Annotated in this window: 17 protein-coding genes; 9 read left to right on the top strand and 8 right to left on the bottom strand. The window is 60.2% G+C overall.

Features of this window, described 5'->3' with window-relative positions; genetic code table 11:
- Window positions 1–133 precede the first annotated feature (133 nt).
- Genes ACKI2N_RS02695 through ACKI2N_RS02680 form a run of 4 tightly spaced genes read left to right on the top strand, consistent with a single transcriptional unit; the run spans window position 134 to window position 2,035 of the window.
- A complete protein-coding gene (locus ACKI2N_RS02695; protein WP_420996268.1) occupies window positions 134–682 on the top strand; it encodes a PAAR domain-containing protein in 549 nt (182 codons plus the stop codon).
- Window positions 683–684: 2 nt separating this feature from the next.
- Window positions 685–1,299: a hypothetical protein gene (locus tag ACKI2N_RS02690; RefSeq protein WP_420996267.1), complete on the top strand. Its 615-nt coding sequence runs from the start codon at window positions 685–687 to the stop codon at window positions 1,297–1,299.
- Window positions 1,300–1,302: 3 nt separating this feature from the next.
- Window positions 1,303–1,632, top strand: coding sequence for a hypothetical protein (locus ACKI2N_RS02685; protein ID WP_420996266.1), 330 nt, complete (start codon window positions 1,303–1,305; stop codon window positions 1,630–1,632).
- Between the two features lie 40 nt (window positions 1,633–1,672).
- Complete coding sequence (locus ACKI2N_RS02680) at window positions 1,673–2,035, top strand: DUF4124 domain-containing protein (protein WP_420996265.1); 363 nt, start codon at window positions 1,673–1,675, stop codon at window positions 2,033–2,035.
- A 368-nt stretch (window positions 2,036–2,403) separates the two neighbouring features.
- On the opposite strand, the gene ACKI2N_RS02675 is transcribed toward ACKI2N_RS02680, so the two are convergent.
- Both ACKI2N_RS02675 and ACKI2N_RS02670 read right to left on the bottom strand, forming a co-directional pair.
- Entirely contained in the window at window positions 2,404–3,258 is an 855-nt protein-coding gene (locus tag ACKI2N_RS02675; protein WP_420996264.1) for a DNA adenine methylase, read from the bottom strand.
- A 51-nt stretch (window positions 3,259–3,309) separates the two neighbouring features.
- Window positions 3,310–4,671 (bottom strand): hypothetical protein, encoded by a 1,362-nt coding sequence (locus ACKI2N_RS02670; protein ID WP_420996263.1) that lies wholly within the window; start codon window positions 4,669–4,671, stop codon window positions 3,310–3,312.
- A gap of 1,199 nt (window positions 4,672–5,870) precedes the next feature.
- Here ACKI2N_RS02670 and ACKI2N_RS02665 point away from each other — a divergent pair.
- Both ACKI2N_RS02665 and ACKI2N_RS02660 read left to right on the top strand, forming a co-directional pair.
- Window positions 5,871–6,170 (top strand): type II toxin-antitoxin system HigB family toxin, encoded by a 300-nt coding sequence (locus ACKI2N_RS02665; protein WP_420996262.1) that lies wholly within the window; start codon window positions 5,871–5,873, stop codon window positions 6,168–6,170.
- The gene (locus tag ACKI2N_RS02660; protein WP_420996261.1) at window positions 6,167–6,586 is read left to right on the top strand and encodes a helix-turn-helix domain-containing protein; all 420 of its coding nucleotides are present in this window, start codon (window positions 6,167–6,169) and stop codon (window positions 6,584–6,586) included. Before ACKI2N_RS02665 ends, ACKI2N_RS02660 begins: the two co-directional genes overlap by 4 nt.
- Before the next feature lie 927 nt (window positions 6,587–7,513).
- Here the strand turns inward: ACKI2N_RS02660 and ACKI2N_RS02655 are convergent.
- Entirely contained in the window at window positions 7,514–7,786 is a 273-nt protein-coding gene (locus ACKI2N_RS02655) for a hypothetical protein (protein WP_420996260.1), read from the bottom strand.
- Window positions 7,787–8,632: 846 nt separating this feature from the next.
- The gene (locus tag ACKI2N_RS02650) at window positions 8,633–9,034 is read right to left on the bottom strand and encodes a hypothetical protein (protein ID WP_420996259.1); all 402 of its coding nucleotides are present in this window, start codon (window positions 9,032–9,034) and stop codon (window positions 8,633–8,635) included.
- A 451-nt stretch (window positions 9,035–9,485) separates the two neighbouring features.
- On the opposite strand from ACKI2N_RS02650, the gene ACKI2N_RS02645 reads away from it, so the two are divergent.
- Window positions 9,486–10,463: an NAD(P)H-dependent flavin oxidoreductase gene (locus ACKI2N_RS02645; RefSeq protein ID WP_420996258.1), complete on the top strand. Its 978-nt coding sequence runs from the start codon at window positions 9,486–9,488 to the stop codon at window positions 10,461–10,463.
- A gap of 83 nt (window positions 10,464–10,546) precedes the next feature.
- Window positions 10,547–10,969 carry a YbaN family protein gene (locus tag ACKI2N_RS02640; RefSeq protein WP_420996257.1) on the top strand — a complete coding sequence of 141 codons (423 nt, stop codon included), beginning with the start codon at window positions 10,547–10,549 and terminating at the stop codon, window positions 10,967–10,969.
- A gap of 10 nt (window positions 10,970–10,979) precedes the next feature.
- Here ACKI2N_RS02640 and ACKI2N_RS02635 read toward each other — a convergent pair whose 3' ends face one another.
- Window positions 10,980–12,416, bottom strand: coding sequence for an amino acid permease (locus ACKI2N_RS02635; RefSeq protein WP_420996256.1), 1,437 nt, complete (start codon window positions 12,414–12,416; stop codon window positions 10,980–10,982).
- 295 nt (window positions 12,417–12,711) lie between these two features.
- On the opposite strand from ACKI2N_RS02635, the gene ACKI2N_RS02630 reads away from it, so the two are divergent.
- The gene (locus ACKI2N_RS02630; RefSeq protein WP_420996255.1) at window positions 12,712–13,182 is read left to right on the top strand and encodes an Lrp/AsnC family transcriptional regulator; all 471 of its coding nucleotides are present in this window, start codon (window positions 12,712–12,714) and stop codon (window positions 13,180–13,182) included.
- A gap of 555 nt (window positions 13,183–13,737) precedes the next feature.
- Here ACKI2N_RS02630 and ACKI2N_RS02625 read toward each other — a convergent pair.
- The 3 genes from ACKI2N_RS02625 to ACKI2N_RS02615 form a co-directional block, all read right to left on the bottom strand.
- Window positions 13,738–14,529, bottom strand: a complete 792-nt coding sequence (locus tag ACKI2N_RS02625) for a DNA adenine methylase (protein WP_420996253.1) — start codon at window positions 14,527–14,529, stop codon at window positions 13,738–13,740.
- Window positions 14,530–14,680: 151 nt separating this feature from the next.
- Entirely contained in the window at window positions 14,681–15,283 is a 603-nt protein-coding gene (locus tag ACKI2N_RS02620; protein ID WP_420996252.1) for a DUF7338 family protein, read from the bottom strand.
- Window positions 15,280–15,708: a tail fiber assembly protein gene (locus ACKI2N_RS02615; protein WP_420996251.1), complete on the bottom strand. Its 429-nt coding sequence runs from the start codon at window positions 15,706–15,708 to the stop codon at window positions 15,280–15,282. The genes ACKI2N_RS02620 and ACKI2N_RS02615 overlap by 4 nt, the downstream gene beginning before the upstream one ends.
- Window positions 15,709–15,710 lie beyond the last annotated feature (2 nt).

The following is a 15,710-nucleotide window of genomic DNA, read 5'->3' as shown; positions in this document are numbered from 1 at the left end:
AAATTAACTTTCTGTGCTCAGCCGAAGTACCCAAGGTACGGCATACTTTAACGCCCAATAAAACCACTATTCTTACCCATCAGCGCCCTCGATACGATCACTGGCATAGCCAAAATAGCAGCGAGGAAACAATATGACTGATATGCGACGCGCATTGAGAAATGGGGATGATACAAGTACCAAAGGAACACTGACAGGCACCGGCACCTCGACTCACGATGGCAGGCAATTCGCCGTGGAAGGCGATTTTGCAACATGTCCGGCTTGCGGGAAAGGCGGCCCAGTCTTCAATGACTGCCATCCACGCTTTACGCTTATGGGAAAGACAATCCTTGTCGAAGGCGCACGAGTGCACTGCAAGTGCCCGGAAAGCCCGGTGGTACTTCCCTCACAAAGCACGTTCACGATACAAGTCGACATAGACGACGGTTCCGGTCGCCCCGCCGTCCACGAAAGATACGCATCGGCGTCTTCTGGGTCTGATCAACGCCGAGACAGTGGCTACAACGAACGCTACGTTCTGAAAGATGCCGAAACCGGGGAACCCATTCGAAACGCAGCCTATGCTATTCAGCGCGGCTCCGGCAAGATTGAGCATGGCACCACCGACGCTGAAGGACGGACGCACCTGCTGGCCGCAATAGCTAGCGCCGAAAACGTCTCCATCTTCCTTGAGGGTTGACAGTGACCAATACGCTTAAGGCCCCGAATGGCAAGACCTTGGTCAAGGTCGCACAACGCTCAACGACGTCAGTCCAATCCACCGCTGAGAAGCCTGTCACCGTCGACCGCAATTACATCGAAGTTGCCATATTTGACAGCCGCCTTATATCGGAAGGCTCTCAATTCGGGCACGCCTCAATTGCATTCCGCTCCGACGACATGGTCTACAGCCGTGCTCACAAGAAGTATATGAGGGGACGATGGCAGGACTACTTGCGGAGCAATCGCAGCTACCGCGAGGTCATAGGCGTGGAGATGTGGATATCTCCCCGAGAGGAAGACATCATCCGTAAAGAGTTGGAACATCGGGTAGCCGTGTCGTCGAAGTACAGCATCTTCTCCAACTCCTGCTCCTCCAACATCGCCGATGTCCTGGAATTGGTTGGAATTCACGGATATGACCCACGCGGGCTTCCAACGCCGTCGACACCAGCCGAACTGCTAGCAATGCTCCGCAAATCGAACCGTTTCATAAAAGAATACAAGTACACCGTGAAGCCATATGTTGAGGGCAGGGAAGCAAAGCCACCAGTGCAAGCAACGCCTCGCAAGAAGCGCAGCCTTTTCGGGCTCTAGGGAATGAGGCTCCGCATCCTGTTCGTTGCTGTCCCGGTTCTCGCATTTACGTTCTTCGCCGCGATGTCGGCAACCGGGTATGCGTGGCTGGACTGGAAAACCTACACAGTCATCACGCATGTCCCTGTGTATAAGGATATTGTCGATGTGCCCTCATCTGCGCTTGTTGGTGAGAAACCAATCGCGGTTCTCGCTCCCGGTACCAAATGCAAACTGGTGCAGCAGTATGGGAAGGACATCAATGTGTCATCGAGGATGCGCTGTGAGAATGGGGTGGATGGTTGGGTGAACGAGAGCATTGCGTTTGATCCGGTTCCGCCAGGCCCACGCTAGAATCCCCCTCGGGAGGATTACGATGCGGATACCGCTACTGTTGCTGCTGATCGTGATCGGCACGGGCGTTCAGGCCCAGACCATCTATCAATGCCGAAGTCCCGCAGGGAAGGTCACGCTCCAGGATTCACCTTGTCCGGACAGCGCCAAGACAGAACTGACTCGCAAATCCATCGGGCAGCTCAACGCCGAGGATCGTGCGCAGCCGTTCGTGATTGGGGACCAGCAATCTGCCAAGCGGTTGGCATCCAGCATTGTCTGCCCTTCCCTTCGGCAAACATACACGGCAAACCTGGCTTGGTCGGAGCGCGCGATGGCGCGCGGCGATGCAGCGGAGGCACAGCGGGCGGCGGAGGCAGTTCAGAGGACGGGGGCACAGATTTCGGCTAATCGGTGTGAGTGATTGCGCTTTGGCACGATGTTGGCTAATGCTCCTTCTATTCACACGGTAGACCCTGCGCCTGCCACCTGGGTCAACGTATGGCCTAGGCGCCGAAGCAACTCTTGCGTTGCTTCTGCAGGTTATCGTCGACAAGGATTTCGTTGCGGTCTATTCAATGACTCTTGTCGAACGGCAGTCACAAATCTGGAGGCCTGAAACTGGCCTCTGCCGGGCCAGGAGCGGCCACTACGAATACCATATATTCGATGGGCGTCCGCTATAGCAATGAACTGACGCTGACCCGCGCTATCGGATATGCCCCGTATCCGTTGATAGGCGAACCGCCAGCATGATGGTTACAAGACGGGCGTGCATCACAAGCCACCGCTTCAGGCCCTGTCACACGTCACAAGGCCAGCAGGCACGACAAGCTTCTTCGACAGGACCAATAGTTCGGAGGCTTTGCGCTTGACTTGGGCGTAGTACGTTAGGCCTTTCCGATAGATGGGCATACCATCGTACAAAGCCTCTATTTCGGGCACGTCGTCATACGTCAACATCCACGGACACTGCAAGCCGCGGACAAGCTTTGCGAGTCGGGCATGATCGGTTGGCTCATAGAAGCTCAAGTACAAGTCTTTGCCTTGCGCATAATACGGAGGATCGATGTTGAGCAGCGCTCGCTTGGGCAAACGTTTGCTCCAGTCTCTGAGGCATCGTTCCGCGTCAAATTGACTGAGGTGGATGACCTCTTTGTATGTGTGAATGCGCTGTATCTTCTGGATCAACTCGGCGCGGTTAAATCGGCAGTCGAGCGCATAATTGCCGGTTTGGTTCTTGCCACCGATCACTCCGCCTTTCAGTATGCCGGACCGGTTTGTTCGGTTCAAGAACAGCGTGGCAAATGCGAGTGCCTGAACATCGGCTGTGGCGTCGAAAAGGATGGCACGCTGCTTTTGCCACTCCGGGATCGTGATCTTGGTCTTGAGAATCTTTTCGCACAGTGGGTCTGGCTCGTGCACGACGGCGTGCCAGAATGCAGAAATGGCCGGGTCGATATCGTTTAGCCATACCTCTGTCATGTCGCCATTCAGCAGCAGCCGCCATGCAATGCCCGCCCCACCAGCGAACGGTTCCGCATAAACGCCGCGCAAGACATCGTTGGCTTTTGCAAGGTCAAGGACGAACGGGGTAAGTTGTGTCTTGCCCCCGGGATAACGCAGGGGAGAGTCTGTTGTAGGCATAGTTCGACACCATATCAATTATGTCGGCGGCTGGCCAGCGCAATTAGCGGTCTACATGGCGTCGAGCATGTATTTGAGAGCCGGCTCCCATGTGTCGAATGCAGCCACCAAGTGGCGACGTACGGGTATCGTCCCAAGGTGCACCGCAGTGCCGAGCGTGTGCATGCTATGAGCAATAGCCGTTTTGGAGGCGTTCTGGTTCAGGACTTGCAGCACCTTGCGCGGTGCACTTTCTGCTTTTGCGTCTGCTGCACAGGCTTGGGCCATCTCGAAGTCGCTCACGTCCGGACGCTTGGGATCATTTCGCCGATAGTACAGAACCAACACACGCTCCACGAATGCCCGCAGCAAATAGTTTGCTGCGAACTCATGTTCATCGATCGGCAAGCCCAACATCTCACTACGCAGACGTAACAGCGTCTTGTCCTTGGACTTCACCGAAAAGCTCGACTGCATCAGCTTGTTTCGGTTCGCCGGATTGGCTGAGCTTCGCGCTCTAGGCGCGGCCCCCTTCGGTTGGGCGGCCGGCGAAGACGCGAACGCGGGTGTCGCTGGCTGTGCCAGGGGGGTGACGGGGACTCTTCCGCTCGCCGCTAGGCGCTGTACGTATGCATCTCGTTCGGCGGCGTTCGAGCGTGAATGCACTGGGGCTTGCTTTCTGTCGGGTGTCGGAAGACTGTCCAGCACCATCTGGAGCAAGGTTTGATCCACTTCGGAAGGGGCGTGGGTATAGATCAGGCGCCCCTCCTCATCGACACCTTTGAGCCCCAGTATCGCTCGACGGCTAGTGTTGTTGAGATAGCGCGAAAGTGTCGTGATACTGACCATCACGCGCTGTTGTGCATCCAGAAGGCCCACTTCAACGAGGCGATCCCGAACGGCCAGAGCCAGAACATCGGCCTTAGCCGTTGTTTTGGCTGCAGTCCGCTTAGCGGCGCGAGCCTTGGCATCAGAATCCCATTCACGCGTGCCAATGCCCCCCTGTGCGCCAAGATGGCGTCGATCGATCCACGGTTGAGCGCTCGCCCGGTCCGGAAAGACAAAAACCCGCAGTTCTCGCGGAATATTGCCTTCCTTGGCTAATTTCCGGAAAATTTCCCGGTACTCCGATGGCGCACGGCTCGGATCTGAAAGTAGCAGCAGCGCGCATGTGCGACGATTTCCCTCCACGGACACGTAGTGACTTGGCAGTCCATCGTATTCGATGACACCAAGGATCTCCAGCGGACTCAGGGAGCCGATTCTAGCGATATCGGTCGCCAAGGCGACCAACTGGGAGTCGCACAGCTTAGCAATGATGTCGGGTTCGCGCTCAAGCGGGTCGTGCCTCGGATTGTCCCCATCCAGATGGACTAACTTTGAGGGGACGGTTATGTACTTATCTCTAGAAGAGGCCGCACTCTTACCCGCCATGGCGACTTCCTCCTGCTACGCATACGTTGATCGATAGGGTAGGGACTGGCTGACACGGATATATTGAGGCGCGTCGACCATAGGACCGCAACGCTTTTGGCAGTACCTTCGTTTTGCATGCACTCATGCTCTCACCCCCCCAAGAATGTCCCAGTAAGTACTACTTTCGTTCTGTTGTCTTAAATTCGCGGCCGGTCACCGTAAGCTCTAAGTGACAGGTCCCTGCTGCAAGGCGCACCCTGCGCTGGGATAGGTTGGCCGGGCAAGGCGAGATGCTACCTTGAAATATGCCGCACTCACCCTAGACAACGTCACGATTCGAGGCTGACATCACCCCTCGTTCGAGTGGGTGGGGCGAGAAGCTATCTTCGCGCATGTGTTTAAAAACCGTGAGGAAAGCTCATCCCTGAACCAATTGCCCGCCGGCACAATGCGACATGACGGTCTCCCGTGGCTAACAGACCGCCAGGGGGACGACATGTGCTGGCGCGACAACGTTCTCGAACCGTTTGCCTGGTATGACTCATGGCAGCCCAGCCTAATACCGAGGAAGAGCGCGAAATCTGCGGCGCAGTGCAGTAACGGTAACACAGCGCCACGGTCGCTCGCGAGTTCAGCATCCAAGTGGCTAAAGTGGGTCGCTAGTTGCCACCGCCAAGCCTGGTTTCAAGATGGAGGTTGCCGGCACGCTGCGCGGCGGCAACTGTATCTGGGCCCTGGCCCGCGTTGCTACGGACGCCGCAGTGGCCAAAGGACGATGAGGTCGCGCCCTATGTGCTGCTGCCCACCTCGTTTGACGGTACTGGCAGCACCGTCGCGCAGCTCACGACGATCCACGTGGTTGCAATAACGCTCTGTCGATGGCCGACCGCGAGAGCGGTGCAAAAGGCGCCTCGGTCTACTAGTGCCTTGGCTTATGGCTCACCGCTGTGTGAATTTTTTCTGACTACGCATCTTGCGAACTTCGCAAAACGCGTATAAACTACGCTTCGTAGTTCACCCAGTAATATCAAGCACCAAGCGCGGCTAGCCGTGCAGGTGACTACTAAACCGGGGCAGTACAGCCCGGGCGGACCCTAGGCACGATGTCTAGCAGAGAGGGGGGGCGAGTATGCCCTCGACCCGGGAACGTGGTGCTCCCACTTAAAAAGGACGGTACACAATGCAAGCAGATATTACGATTAACCAATTAACGAGCCATGAATCCGATTTCAAAGCAACGAGTCCTTGATTTTATAGCCAAATACCCTGCCGCTAGCGTTTCGTTGCTAGCCTGGTACCACCTGGCGCAGAAGTGCCTGGCGAAAGATTTGCCGAGTTTGAAAGAGACTTTTGGGACGGTCGATTACGTGCGGCCCAATTATTATATTTTCAACGTCGGCGGAAATAAGTATCGGGTAATTGCAGAGATAAACTTCGACCGGCAAAAGATGTTCATTCGCCATATATATACGCATGAGGAATATGACGAATGGACAAGGAAAAATAGAGGGAAATGAACACTCAACGCCATTCGGGAGGCTTTCCCGAAATTGCGAAGACCTGGGCCCTGTTGCAGGGCCAGGTTTTTCTAAAACCTATCCGCAACGAGGACGACTATCAGAAGATGGTCGCGCTCGCCGACGACCTGGCCGATCAACCTCGTGAAGAGGGCAGCCCGCTGAACGATTTGTTTGATCTGGTAACTGAATTGATCGGTATTTGGGAAACTCAGCATGTCGACGTTCCAACTGCCGAGCCCCGCGAGGTTCTGCGTTATTTGCTAGAGACCCATGACCTCAAGCAAAAGGACCTCACTGATATTGCGTCTCCGACTCTCATTAGCGATATTTTGGCAGGTCGCCGTGCTATCAGCAAAAGCGTGGCAAAGGCGCTGGCCGAGCGTTTCTCGACCGATATTAGCGTTTTTCTTTAAGTCGCCCGGCTAGCAACCCCGGACGACTGCCCTGGCGAAGCATGCAACCTCATGGCACGCTTCGCCGTTTTCTTTTGTGTCGTGCGTAGATAATCCGACAGGCAATTTTTGCCGTATCCCTATCACCGATTAACCAAGTCGAGCAGACCTGATCTACAGCCACCAGCGCCTGACCCGGAACGCGTCAAAGCGCACTTGTTCTACGTGCTGACAGCCTAGGTGAAGCTGCTACGAGAGCAACGCCGACAGCTGTCCGCCACGCATGGTCAGCCTGCTGCAGGTGAACGCCAAGGACGCAGGCAGTGATGGTCTCCAACCAGATGTGCAGCGTGGTAATCATTTCGCAAGAACGAAGTTCGCGGAGAGGGCGTTTCTCCTAAAGACAGCCGCGTCGACAAAAGAAAATGACGCGACGAACCGCAGCCATCTACCGCGGGTAGTACCAACGGAGAGGCGTGGATCGTTCCACGACAAATGACTTCTACGCGCGAGTGGCGGCCAATGACCGATGACAACCTATCACTATGGCTCCGAAACCGATTAGGCCACTCCTCCGCCCAAGGCGATGAGGCGTACCCTCATTAGGCAAGATGAACGCGACGGCCGGGACTTCGCATGAAGCGGGTTGCGGTGTTGCGGTGTTGCGGTGTTGCGGTGTTGCGGTGTTGCGGTGTTGCGGTGTTGCGGTGTTGCGGTGTTGCGGTGTTGCGGGGGCATGGATACGCGCTGTCGCACTGACCAAGCACCATCCACAAACGGACCCCAATCTTATAGGCCAGATGTCCCATAAGGTCGGAGGCTGCCATCCTTGGCAACCGTCCATTGGCCACTACTCGGTTTTTGGGCCATCAAGACAGATCGAATATTGGTTTCCAGTGCCCCATTTGACCGAGCGCACCCCAAGCACGCCCGGCTGCCCATCACCTCCTACCCAACCACCCCCGCCATCTCACTCAAAGCCAGCGCCTCCCGCGCCAACCCAGCCGCAAGCGACAGCACTCCCTCCTGCACCTGCGGATCCAGCCCGACCAGCGACTCATTAGCCGCCACGTAGTCACAGACGATATGCAGCAGCCCATAAAGCTGCCCCGCTTTCTGCGCGGCGAGACTCAGCGGGTTTTCCTGCGGCGAATGCATGGTCACGAACATATCCGCACCACTACGTTCTACGGTGATACCGTGGCTGACGTGCTTATTCATGGGACACGCTCCTTTGCATCGACACGATGCCGCCGGAGGTGATGGGAAACTGCGGATGCGGAATTAGCCCGGAACGGGCCGGCAAGGACATAGACATGTGAATGCCTCCTTTGTGAGCGATTTCGACACCGCTCCCCGCTGCTATTCGGGGTGGGCGGGCGCAAGGCGAGGTAGCAGACCGACACAAAGGAATCGGCGAGCCCGAAGGCTCCCCCGCCCAGGCCCGCCCATAGGGGCACGCGAAGGCGTGATGGACGAAAAGAAATCGCCGGCTGGCGATTGTCCGCCCTTCATGTACGGGCTGCTATTCCCGGTCGCTGCGGCTGCAGCAACGCCCACAGTCTATCCATGCCATCACGGCCGAAATGATAACCTCTGTTACCAACAGCAGATTTTTTTGCGTCCCTGAACGCCAGTCCCACAACCGCCTGCCACACCCTCCACCCTGGCATTTCAGCAGTCACAGCAAACGCCGCGCTCGACTGCGGCGACGCAGGATCAGCAAACGCACACGCCTGGGCCGAGCCAAAACACTGCATGCGCAAGCACCCGGCACATGTTCGTCTTCAGCAAGAACATGCGACAAGGCCCCGCATTGCGGGGCCTTGAGACTGCTGACGAAGCCGGCCTGGCGCTTTGTGGCACGCCGCTCTCCTGCGTGCGGGGCAGCGGGGGAGGAGGAAATCAGGCGCTCCGCAAAGTGACCGTGTTCGTCATTCGCAAGCGCTTTGCCCTCTCCCCCGGCCCCTCTCCCATCTCATGGGAGAGGGGAGCAAACCGGGAAGTCAGTCAGCAGATCAGCAACCACGCAGCGCGGGGCCACGCCGCTGCAATACCTGCACCATCTCAAGCCTTCCGATGCGCATCCGTATCCAGCTCACGTTCCGCCGCGTCGCCGGTGGCACCCTTGTAGTAAAGATGCACGCCGATGGCCAGCGAGTCGTGGCGGATTTCCTGCAGGGTCTTCCACGCCTTGGCGGGGTCCTTGAACACGAGGTAGTGCGCTTCCTGCGAGACCAGTTCGGCCACCTGGTGCAGGCCGTGGTTGTGCAGCGCGCCGACCAGGGCGTCCAGGCTGCGGTGGGTGCGGGCGTCGGTGCGCGGGTAGAGCATGTGCAGGATGGCGACGTTCTTCTCGGCGACCAGCGCTGACAGGGCGACGACGATCTCCTGGTGGTTGAGCGCGGTGACCACGCGATCGGGGTCGCCGATGTGCTTGGAGAACAGGGCTTCGAGGATGGAACTCATGAATGCACTCCTTTGCTGCTGACTACTGGCTGGGGACGCGCGCCGGCCGGGCCGGCGCTGCTGCCTGTTCCATGGCAATCGCCTTGCGGGCGGTTGGGCGGGAAAGCTGGCGGTTCACGAAATGTACGCCCGGGATCGACCTAGGGGAAACCCTGATTCAGTCAATACACTGTTCTGTAAACGAAACAATGCGCATGGAACCAACTCGCGCATGCACCGGTCATTCCGCGCTGCCTTGTAAGCGTTTAACGCATAAGGCGCATCCGCCGTGCACCCCGCGGGGATGCGTGCTTGTATCGGTTTCTTACACGCGCCCGCGCCCGGCCCTGCGGCCGTAGACGGGCGCCTCTAGCTGGCCTGCGGCGCCGCCGCGCGGAAACTCCCTATAATCGAACGATCGTTCACATCCCCCGGGCGCCGTCGCGGCGCCCGCCGTGGTTCAGGAGACACCATGCCCGCCGCCAGACAATTGCCGAAGGTCCTGCAGAACCTCGCCCTGCCCGTCATTGCCTCGCCCATGTTCATCGTCAGTTATCCGGAGCTGGTGCTGGCGCAATGCAAGGCGGGCATCGTCGGTTCCTTCCCCGCGCTGAACGCGCGCCCGGCGGAGGTGCTGGGCGACTGGCTGACGCAGATCGAGGAGGAGTTGGCCAGCTTCCGCGCGGCCAACCCGGGCGCGCCGGTGGGGCCGGTGGCGGTGAACCAGATCGTGCACGCGTCCAACGTGCGGCTGGAGCATGACATCAAGGTGTGCGTGGACCACAAGGTGCCGATTTTCATCACCTCGCTGCGCGCGCCGCCCAGGGAGATGATCGACGCGGTGCACGGCTACGGCGGCATCGTGCTGCACGACGTGATCAGCATCCGCCATGCGCAGAAGGCCATCGAGGCCGGCGTGGATGGCCTGATCCTGGTGGCGGCCGGCGCGGGCGGGCACGCGGGCACGTTGTCGCCGTTCGCGCTGGTGGGCGAGGTGCGCAAGATCTTCGACGGCGTGATCGCGCTGTCGGGGTCCATCGCCACCGGCGAGGCGGTGCTGGCCGCGCAGGCGATGGGCGCGGACTTCGCCTACGTGGGCACGCGCTTCATCGCTTCGCAGGAGGCGCACGCGAGCGAGCAATACAAGCAGTCGATCACCACCTCGGCTGCGGCGGACATCATCTACACCAACCTGTTCACCGGCGTGCACGGCAACTACATCCGCGAGAGCATCGTGGCGTCCGGGCTGGACCCGGAGAACCTGCCGGAAGCGGACAAGACCAAGATGGATTTCTCCAGCGGCGCGTCCAAGGCGAAAGCGTGGAAGGATGTGTGGGGCGCGGGCCAGGGCGTGGGGCAGATTCACGACATCCCCACCGCCGGCGAGATCGTGGCGCGCATGAAGGCCGAGTACGACGCGGCGCGCGCGCGCCTGGGGCTGGCGGTCTGAGCGCGAAGCGGCCGCCCGCCAGCTCCGGCACCAACGCCGGTGCAGACACTCGCGCCGGCGCCAATGCCGGCACCGGCGCCGCCGTGCGCAGCCACCGCGAGCGGGTGCTGCGCGCGCTGTTCGTGGTGCTCGGGGTGCTCAGCCTGCTGCTGGGCATCGTCGGGATCTTCCTGCCGGTGTTGCCGACCACGCCGTTCGTGCTGCTGGCGGCGGCGTGCTTCGCGCGCGGCTCGGCGCATTTTCATGCGCGGCTGCTGGCGCATCCGCGGCTGGGGCCGCTGGTGCATGACTGGCAGCGGCACCGCAGCGTGCCGCTGCGCGCCAAGTGGCTGGCCATCGGCACCATGTGGCCGTCGATGGGCGCCACGGCGTGGCTGCTGCGCGAACGCCCGTTCGTCTCGGCTGCCCTGCTGGCCTGCGCGGCGGCGGTGACGGGGTGGCTGCTGTGGCTGCCGACGCGGCCGCGCGGCGGCTATCCGCCGTCCGCCACGGACGGCGACGCCTGAGCGCGCCGGCTCAGGCCACCTCCCCACCCCGTCCCTGCGCCTGCGCGTGCGCCGCACGCGCCCGGTACCAGCCGAAGTAAGCCACGGTCAGCACCGCCAGGAACGGCACGCCGAACACCAGCGTCATGCGGAACGCCTGCGTGAACGCGGTGGTGAGCATGATGGCCAGCATCAGCCCCGCGCCAAGCAGCGTGAGCACCGGAAAGCCCCACATGCGAAAGCGCAGCGGCGCGCCGCCCCGGGCGCGCCACGCGCGGCGGAAGAAATAGTGAGTGACGAAGATCATCATCCACGTGAACAGCGCGCCGAACATCGACACGGCCATCATGATGGTGAACGAGGCATCGGGATAGACGATGCTCACCAGCGTGGCGATGCCGATGCCGCCGGTGGACAGCAGCAGCGCCGGCAGCGGCACGCCGCGCGCGCTGAGCTGGCCCAGTTGCCGCGGCGCGTAGCCCGCGCGCGCGAGGCTGAACATCATGCGCGTGGTGATGTAGAGCTGGCTGTTCATGGCCGACAGCGCGGCGATCAGCACCACGAAGTTGATCACGCCGGCCGCGCCCGGAACGCGGATCGCTTCCATGACCCTGACGAACGGGCTCTGGTCGTGGCCGGCGGCCGTCCACGGCACGATGGCCAGCATCAGCGCGAGCGTGAGCAGGTAGAACAGCACCAGCCGCAGCATGGTGGAGCGGAACGCGCGCGTGACGGCGCGCTCCGGGTCCTGCGCCTCGCCGGCGGCCACGGCGATCATCTCGATGCTCAGGTAGCTGAAGATGGAGACGATGACCGCCACCCACGTGCCGCCGATGCCGTTGGGAAAAAAGCCGCCGTGCGCGGTGTAGTGGTGGAAGCCGGCCTGCCGCGCGCCGCTGCCGACCAGCGTCGGCGCGCCGAAGACCACGTAGGCGCCGAGCAGGATGAAGCCGACGATGGCGGCGATCTTGATGACCGAGAACCCGTACTCGACCGCGCCGAAGATATTGACGCTCAGCGCGTTGACCAGCACCAGCGCGCCCGAGAACGACACGATCCAGAACCACCCCGGCACCGCCGGGAACCAGTACTTCATGTAGAGCGCGGTGGCCGTGACCTCCGCTCCGACCGCCAGCACGATGCAGGCCCAGTAGGCGTAGCGCACCAGGAAGCCGGCCAGCGGGCCGATGTAGTGCTCGGCATAGGCGCCGAACGAGCCGGAGGTGGGGTGCGCGACCGTCATCTCGGCCAGGCAGCCCATCAGCAGCAGCGCGATAAGCGCGCCGATGGCGTAGCTCACCAGCACGCTCGGGCCGGCAAAGCCGATGGCGAAACCGCTGCCGAGGAACAACCCGGTGCCGACCGCGCCGCCGATGGCGATCATGGTCATCTGGCTGGCGCTGAGGCTGCGCCGCAGCCCTTTCTCGCGCTCGGCGATCTGCCGGAACTGCCGCGGGGGACGGGTCATGGCTTGTCTCCTTCGGGCGGCCGGCCGTGCCGGCGCGAGGCCACGCGGTTGCCTCGTCCAGCGCGCGGGCCGCATGGTCCCGGGCACTCCGGGGGATTCGATGTCTTCATCGATGTGTCTCCTCTCTTTTTGTTCTTCCGGCTACGTGGCACCGCAGGCCGGCCAGTGCTTTTGCGCTCCGGGAGAGGTATATTAACAAACAGATAATTGAATTTTCTTCGACTTATTACCGCATTAAATCATCTTGCGCTGCATTTATTTCGTACAAGACCGATTTTGCGGTTAAATATTCAGAATGAAACTTGACCTGATCGATGTCCGCATCCTGCGTCACCTCACCCGCGACGGAAAAACCACGAACCAGGAACTGGCCGAAGCAGTGAACCTGTCCGCCTCGGCCTGCTTCCGGCGGGTGAAACTACTGGAAGAGGCCGGCGTGATCGCCGGCTACCGCTGCGTGCTCGACGCCAAGGCGCTGGGCATGGAGTTCGAGGCATTGGTGCAGGTGTCGATGCGCACCGACGTGGAGCGCTGGCACGAGAACTTCGTGCAGGCGCTGAATGGCTGGCCGGAGGTGGTGACGGCGCGGATCGTGTCGGGTCCGTCCAACTATGTGCTGACCGTGCGGGCGCGGAACCTCGAGCATTATTCTGAATTTGTTGTCGAGAGGTTGCATAAGGCGCCTGGGGTGATGGCGATTAATTCTAATATTGTGTTGGCTACGGTTAAGAGGACGGGGTCGGTTTTGGATATTTTTGATATTTGATTTTTAAATTCTTTAAACTCAAAGTAAAAAATCTTTAAAGTCAAAGTCAAATTCAAAGTCAAAGGCTTTCGCTCCCCCGGAGCGACCTACTTTCTTTTTTCCGAAAAGAAAGTAGGCAAAGAAAGCGGACTGCCTGGCCGGCAGGGGCAGAAACGTTGGGGTTTCTGGTTGTTGATGGTTTCGTGGTGGGGACTGTGGTTCTGCTGGCATCCTGCCGTTACCGGTGCGGCCCACCACGATCTTGCTGGTGATATTGGTTTCGGGGTCAGACCTATGATGGCGGGCACACTGCTTGTTCGGCCATCTGCCGTTACCGGCTCGGACCACCACGACGTAGCACCCTCATGGTTTCGTGGTGGGCGTGGTGGACCGGGGCGCGGGTGTATGGGGCTACGTTCAAACTGGGGCCACCGCGCCCACCACGAAACCAGCGCTGTAACGCCGCGCGCAGTTTGGCTCAATTTTGCGCATGGTATGGCACGCCGCCCCGGTGCGATTTAACACTGATTTCAGGTACTCGCCCCAGGAATCTCCCCACCACCAGGGCATCTCGGCTCAAAAAAGCTGGCCGAGGTCGTCTGGCCTCCAATTGGTAATCACCAGTTCCTGACTGGCCTCGCCCCGGCCCGCAGCACCGGCGACGCTGTATTTGATGCCCAGGCCCATCATGTGGTGCCCTTCAAACACAGCCCGAATGTCCGGATGGTCGTTGATTGAAACCATTACCTTCCCCTTGCATGTCCGCATGATCTCGGCCATCGCTCGGTAGTTCTCAAAGCCAAACGGCACGCCATAGCCCTCTGTCTGCCAGTACGGCGGATCGAGATAGAACAGCGTGTGAGGCCGGTCATAGCGCTGCACGCACTCATGCCACGGCAGGTTCTCTACGTTGGTGCTAGCCAGCCGCAGATGGGCTGCAGATAGGCTTTCCTCGATCCTTAACAGGTTGACCATCGGCGCGGTGGTGGCGGTGCCGTAGTTCTGGCCGTCGACCTTGCCACCAAAGGCGTGGTGCTGCAGGTAGTAGAACCTCGCCGCCCGCTGGATGTCCGTGAGGGTTTCGGGTTTGGTCATCTGCTGCCACTTGAACACTTGACGGCTGGAGATCGCCCATTTGAATTGCCGGACGAATTCCTCCAGGTGGTTTTGGACAACCCGATACAGGTTGACCAGGTCGCCGTTGATGTCGTTGATGACCTCAACCGGCGCCGGCACCTGGCGCAGGAAATACAAGGCGGCACCGCCGCAGAAAACCTCAACGTAACATTCATGCGCCGGAAACAGGGGCAGCAGCTTGTCTGCCAAGCGGCGCTTACCGCCCATCCAAGGAACAATCGGGCTTGTCATGTGACTTTTGAATAATATGGTAGGATTCCGCCCGCCTCGCGAGGTGGCGCGGCCCTGGCCTAACTTGCAGCCCATAACTGCGAGAGCGGGGTGTGGTCGGTGTTAGCGCACCGATCACACCGCCGCGTCTTTTCTCAACGTTCTGCCGGTTTCAGGCCGCCGGCGTCGTCTCGAACGCGCGCCATGGCGAATAGCGGCAGACCAGTTGCGCACGGTCGCTGCCTGGCGCGATCTTCCAGCCGACGTTCGCCTCGTGGCATTGCCCGTTACCCCGGTCCTTGACCAGCCAGTAATGGAAGTACATCCGGCCATCGGAGCCTCGATAAAGCTCCAAGCGCCAGCCTCCTTGCGCGGGATAGCGGTTTCCAGGCACAGCCTGTAGCGCCGGCAGGGACAATTCCATACCGCTCCCGACCTCCGCGAACGGCCCGACGGCTCCCAGCACATCGATAGCGAACCCGTAGGCATTGTTCCGGTAGAGCCAGGCCACTCGACAGATGTAACGATAGAACTGGTTGCGAGGCTGTCCGGCCTCGTCGCGCAGCCAGGAGGTACTGGCGACGAAGCGTGGTTCGATCTTGCCGTCCGCACCCATGCCGTCCAGGCTGGCGTCATAAGTCTGAAACCACCGGAGCCACGCCGGCAATTGCCCGGCCGAGTTGGCAAACAGGGCCAGGAGCGGGTTTAACGTGTATGCCGTCACGTTGACAGCGAAGTCAGCGAGCCAGAAGAAAACGAAGCGGACGATCATCATGCGTCAGGCGCCTCCGGCCAGTCGATGGCTTGGGGGAAACCCGGTTGCTGGTCGATACGGTTCATGTCAACGCGATATCGCTTCCATCCTTGCAGGCGTGCCCGCTCGGCGTCCGTAGCTTCGCTCAGGTCGACAGCGTCCTGCAGAGGCGCAATCTTGTCGGCCGCCGCGCGCAGCAGCTCGTCGCGTTTCACCCGCGCACGCTCGGACAATTGAGCCAAGGTCGGCGGCGGAGGATCGACCAGAATCGGCTCACCCTCCGAAGTGACCTTGCCCCGTTTCCCGGCAGCCTGACCGTCCAGCAGCGCCATATAGGCGTCATCTGTAAGGGCAATCGCCCCAGCAGGAATTTGTTCCGGCGTGTGGATGTCGTCGGAGTAATACGCTACGACAAAGGACTCACTGTCAATTGCGGCATACCTCATGG

Origin of the sequence: Cupriavidus sp. 30B13, from assembly GCF_049059565.2 — a bacterium.
In the GTDB taxonomy this organism is placed as follows: domain Bacteria; phylum Pseudomonadota; class Gammaproteobacteria; order Burkholderiales; family Burkholderiaceae; genus Cupriavidus.
This window is presented reverse-complemented; position numbering and strand designations above follow the sequence as displayed.

What these genes read in the sequence shown, in the direction of transcription:
- ACKI2N_RS02695 (WP_420996268.1), top strand. Translation starts at nt 134, where the DNA reads ATGACTGATATGCGACGCGCATTGAGAAATGGGGATGATACAAGTACC.
- ACKI2N_RS02685 (WP_420996266.1), top strand. Translation starts at nt 1,303, where the DNA reads ATGAGGCTCCGCATCCTGTTCGTTGCTGTCCCGGTTCTCGCATTTACG.
- ACKI2N_RS02675 (WP_420996264.1), bottom strand. Translation starts at nt 3,258, where the DNA reads ATGCCTACAACAGACTCTCCCCTGCGTTATCCCGGGGGCAAGACACAA.
- ACKI2N_RS02670 (WP_420996263.1), bottom strand. Translation starts at nt 4,671, where the DNA reads ATGGCGGGTAAGAGTGCGGCCTCTTCTAGAGATAAGTACATAACCGTC.
- ACKI2N_RS02665 (WP_420996262.1), top strand. Translation starts at nt 5,871, where the DNA reads ATGAATCCGATTTCAAAGCAACGAGTCCTTGATTTTATAGCCAAATAC.
- ACKI2N_RS02660 (WP_420996261.1), top strand. Translation starts at nt 6,167, where the DNA reads ATGAACACTCAACGCCATTCGGGAGGCTTTCCCGAAATTGCGAAGACC.
- ACKI2N_RS02655 (WP_420996260.1), bottom strand. Translation starts at nt 7,786, where the DNA reads ATGAATAAGCACGTCAGCCACGGTATCACCGTAGAACGTAGTGGTGCG.
- ACKI2N_RS02650 (WP_420996259.1), bottom strand. Translation starts at nt 9,034, where the DNA reads ATGAGTTCCATCCTCGAAGCCCTGTTCTCCAAGCACATCGGCGACCCC.
- ACKI2N_RS02645 (WP_420996258.1), top strand. Translation starts at nt 9,486, where the DNA reads ATGCCCGCCGCCAGACAATTGCCGAAGGTCCTGCAGAACCTCGCCCTG.
- ACKI2N_RS02635 (WP_420996256.1), bottom strand. Translation starts at nt 12,416, where the DNA reads ATGACCCGTCCCCCGCGGCAGTTCCGGCAGATCGCCGAGCGCGAGAAA.
- ACKI2N_RS02630 (WP_420996255.1), top strand. Translation starts at nt 12,712, where the DNA reads ATGAAACTTGACCTGATCGATGTCCGCATCCTGCGTCACCTCACCCGC.
- ACKI2N_RS02625 (WP_420996253.1), bottom strand. Translation starts at nt 14,529, where the DNA reads ATGACAAGCCCGATTGTTCCTTGGATGGGCGGTAAGCGCCGCTTGGCA.
- ACKI2N_RS02620 (WP_420996252.1), bottom strand. Translation starts at nt 15,283, where the DNA reads ATGATGATCGTCCGCTTCGTTTTCTTCTGGCTCGCTGACTTCGCTGTC.
- ACKI2N_RS02615 (WP_420996251.1), bottom strand. Translation starts at nt 15,708, where the DNA reads ATGAGGTATGCCGCAATTGACAGTGAGTCCTTTGTCGTAGCGTATTAC.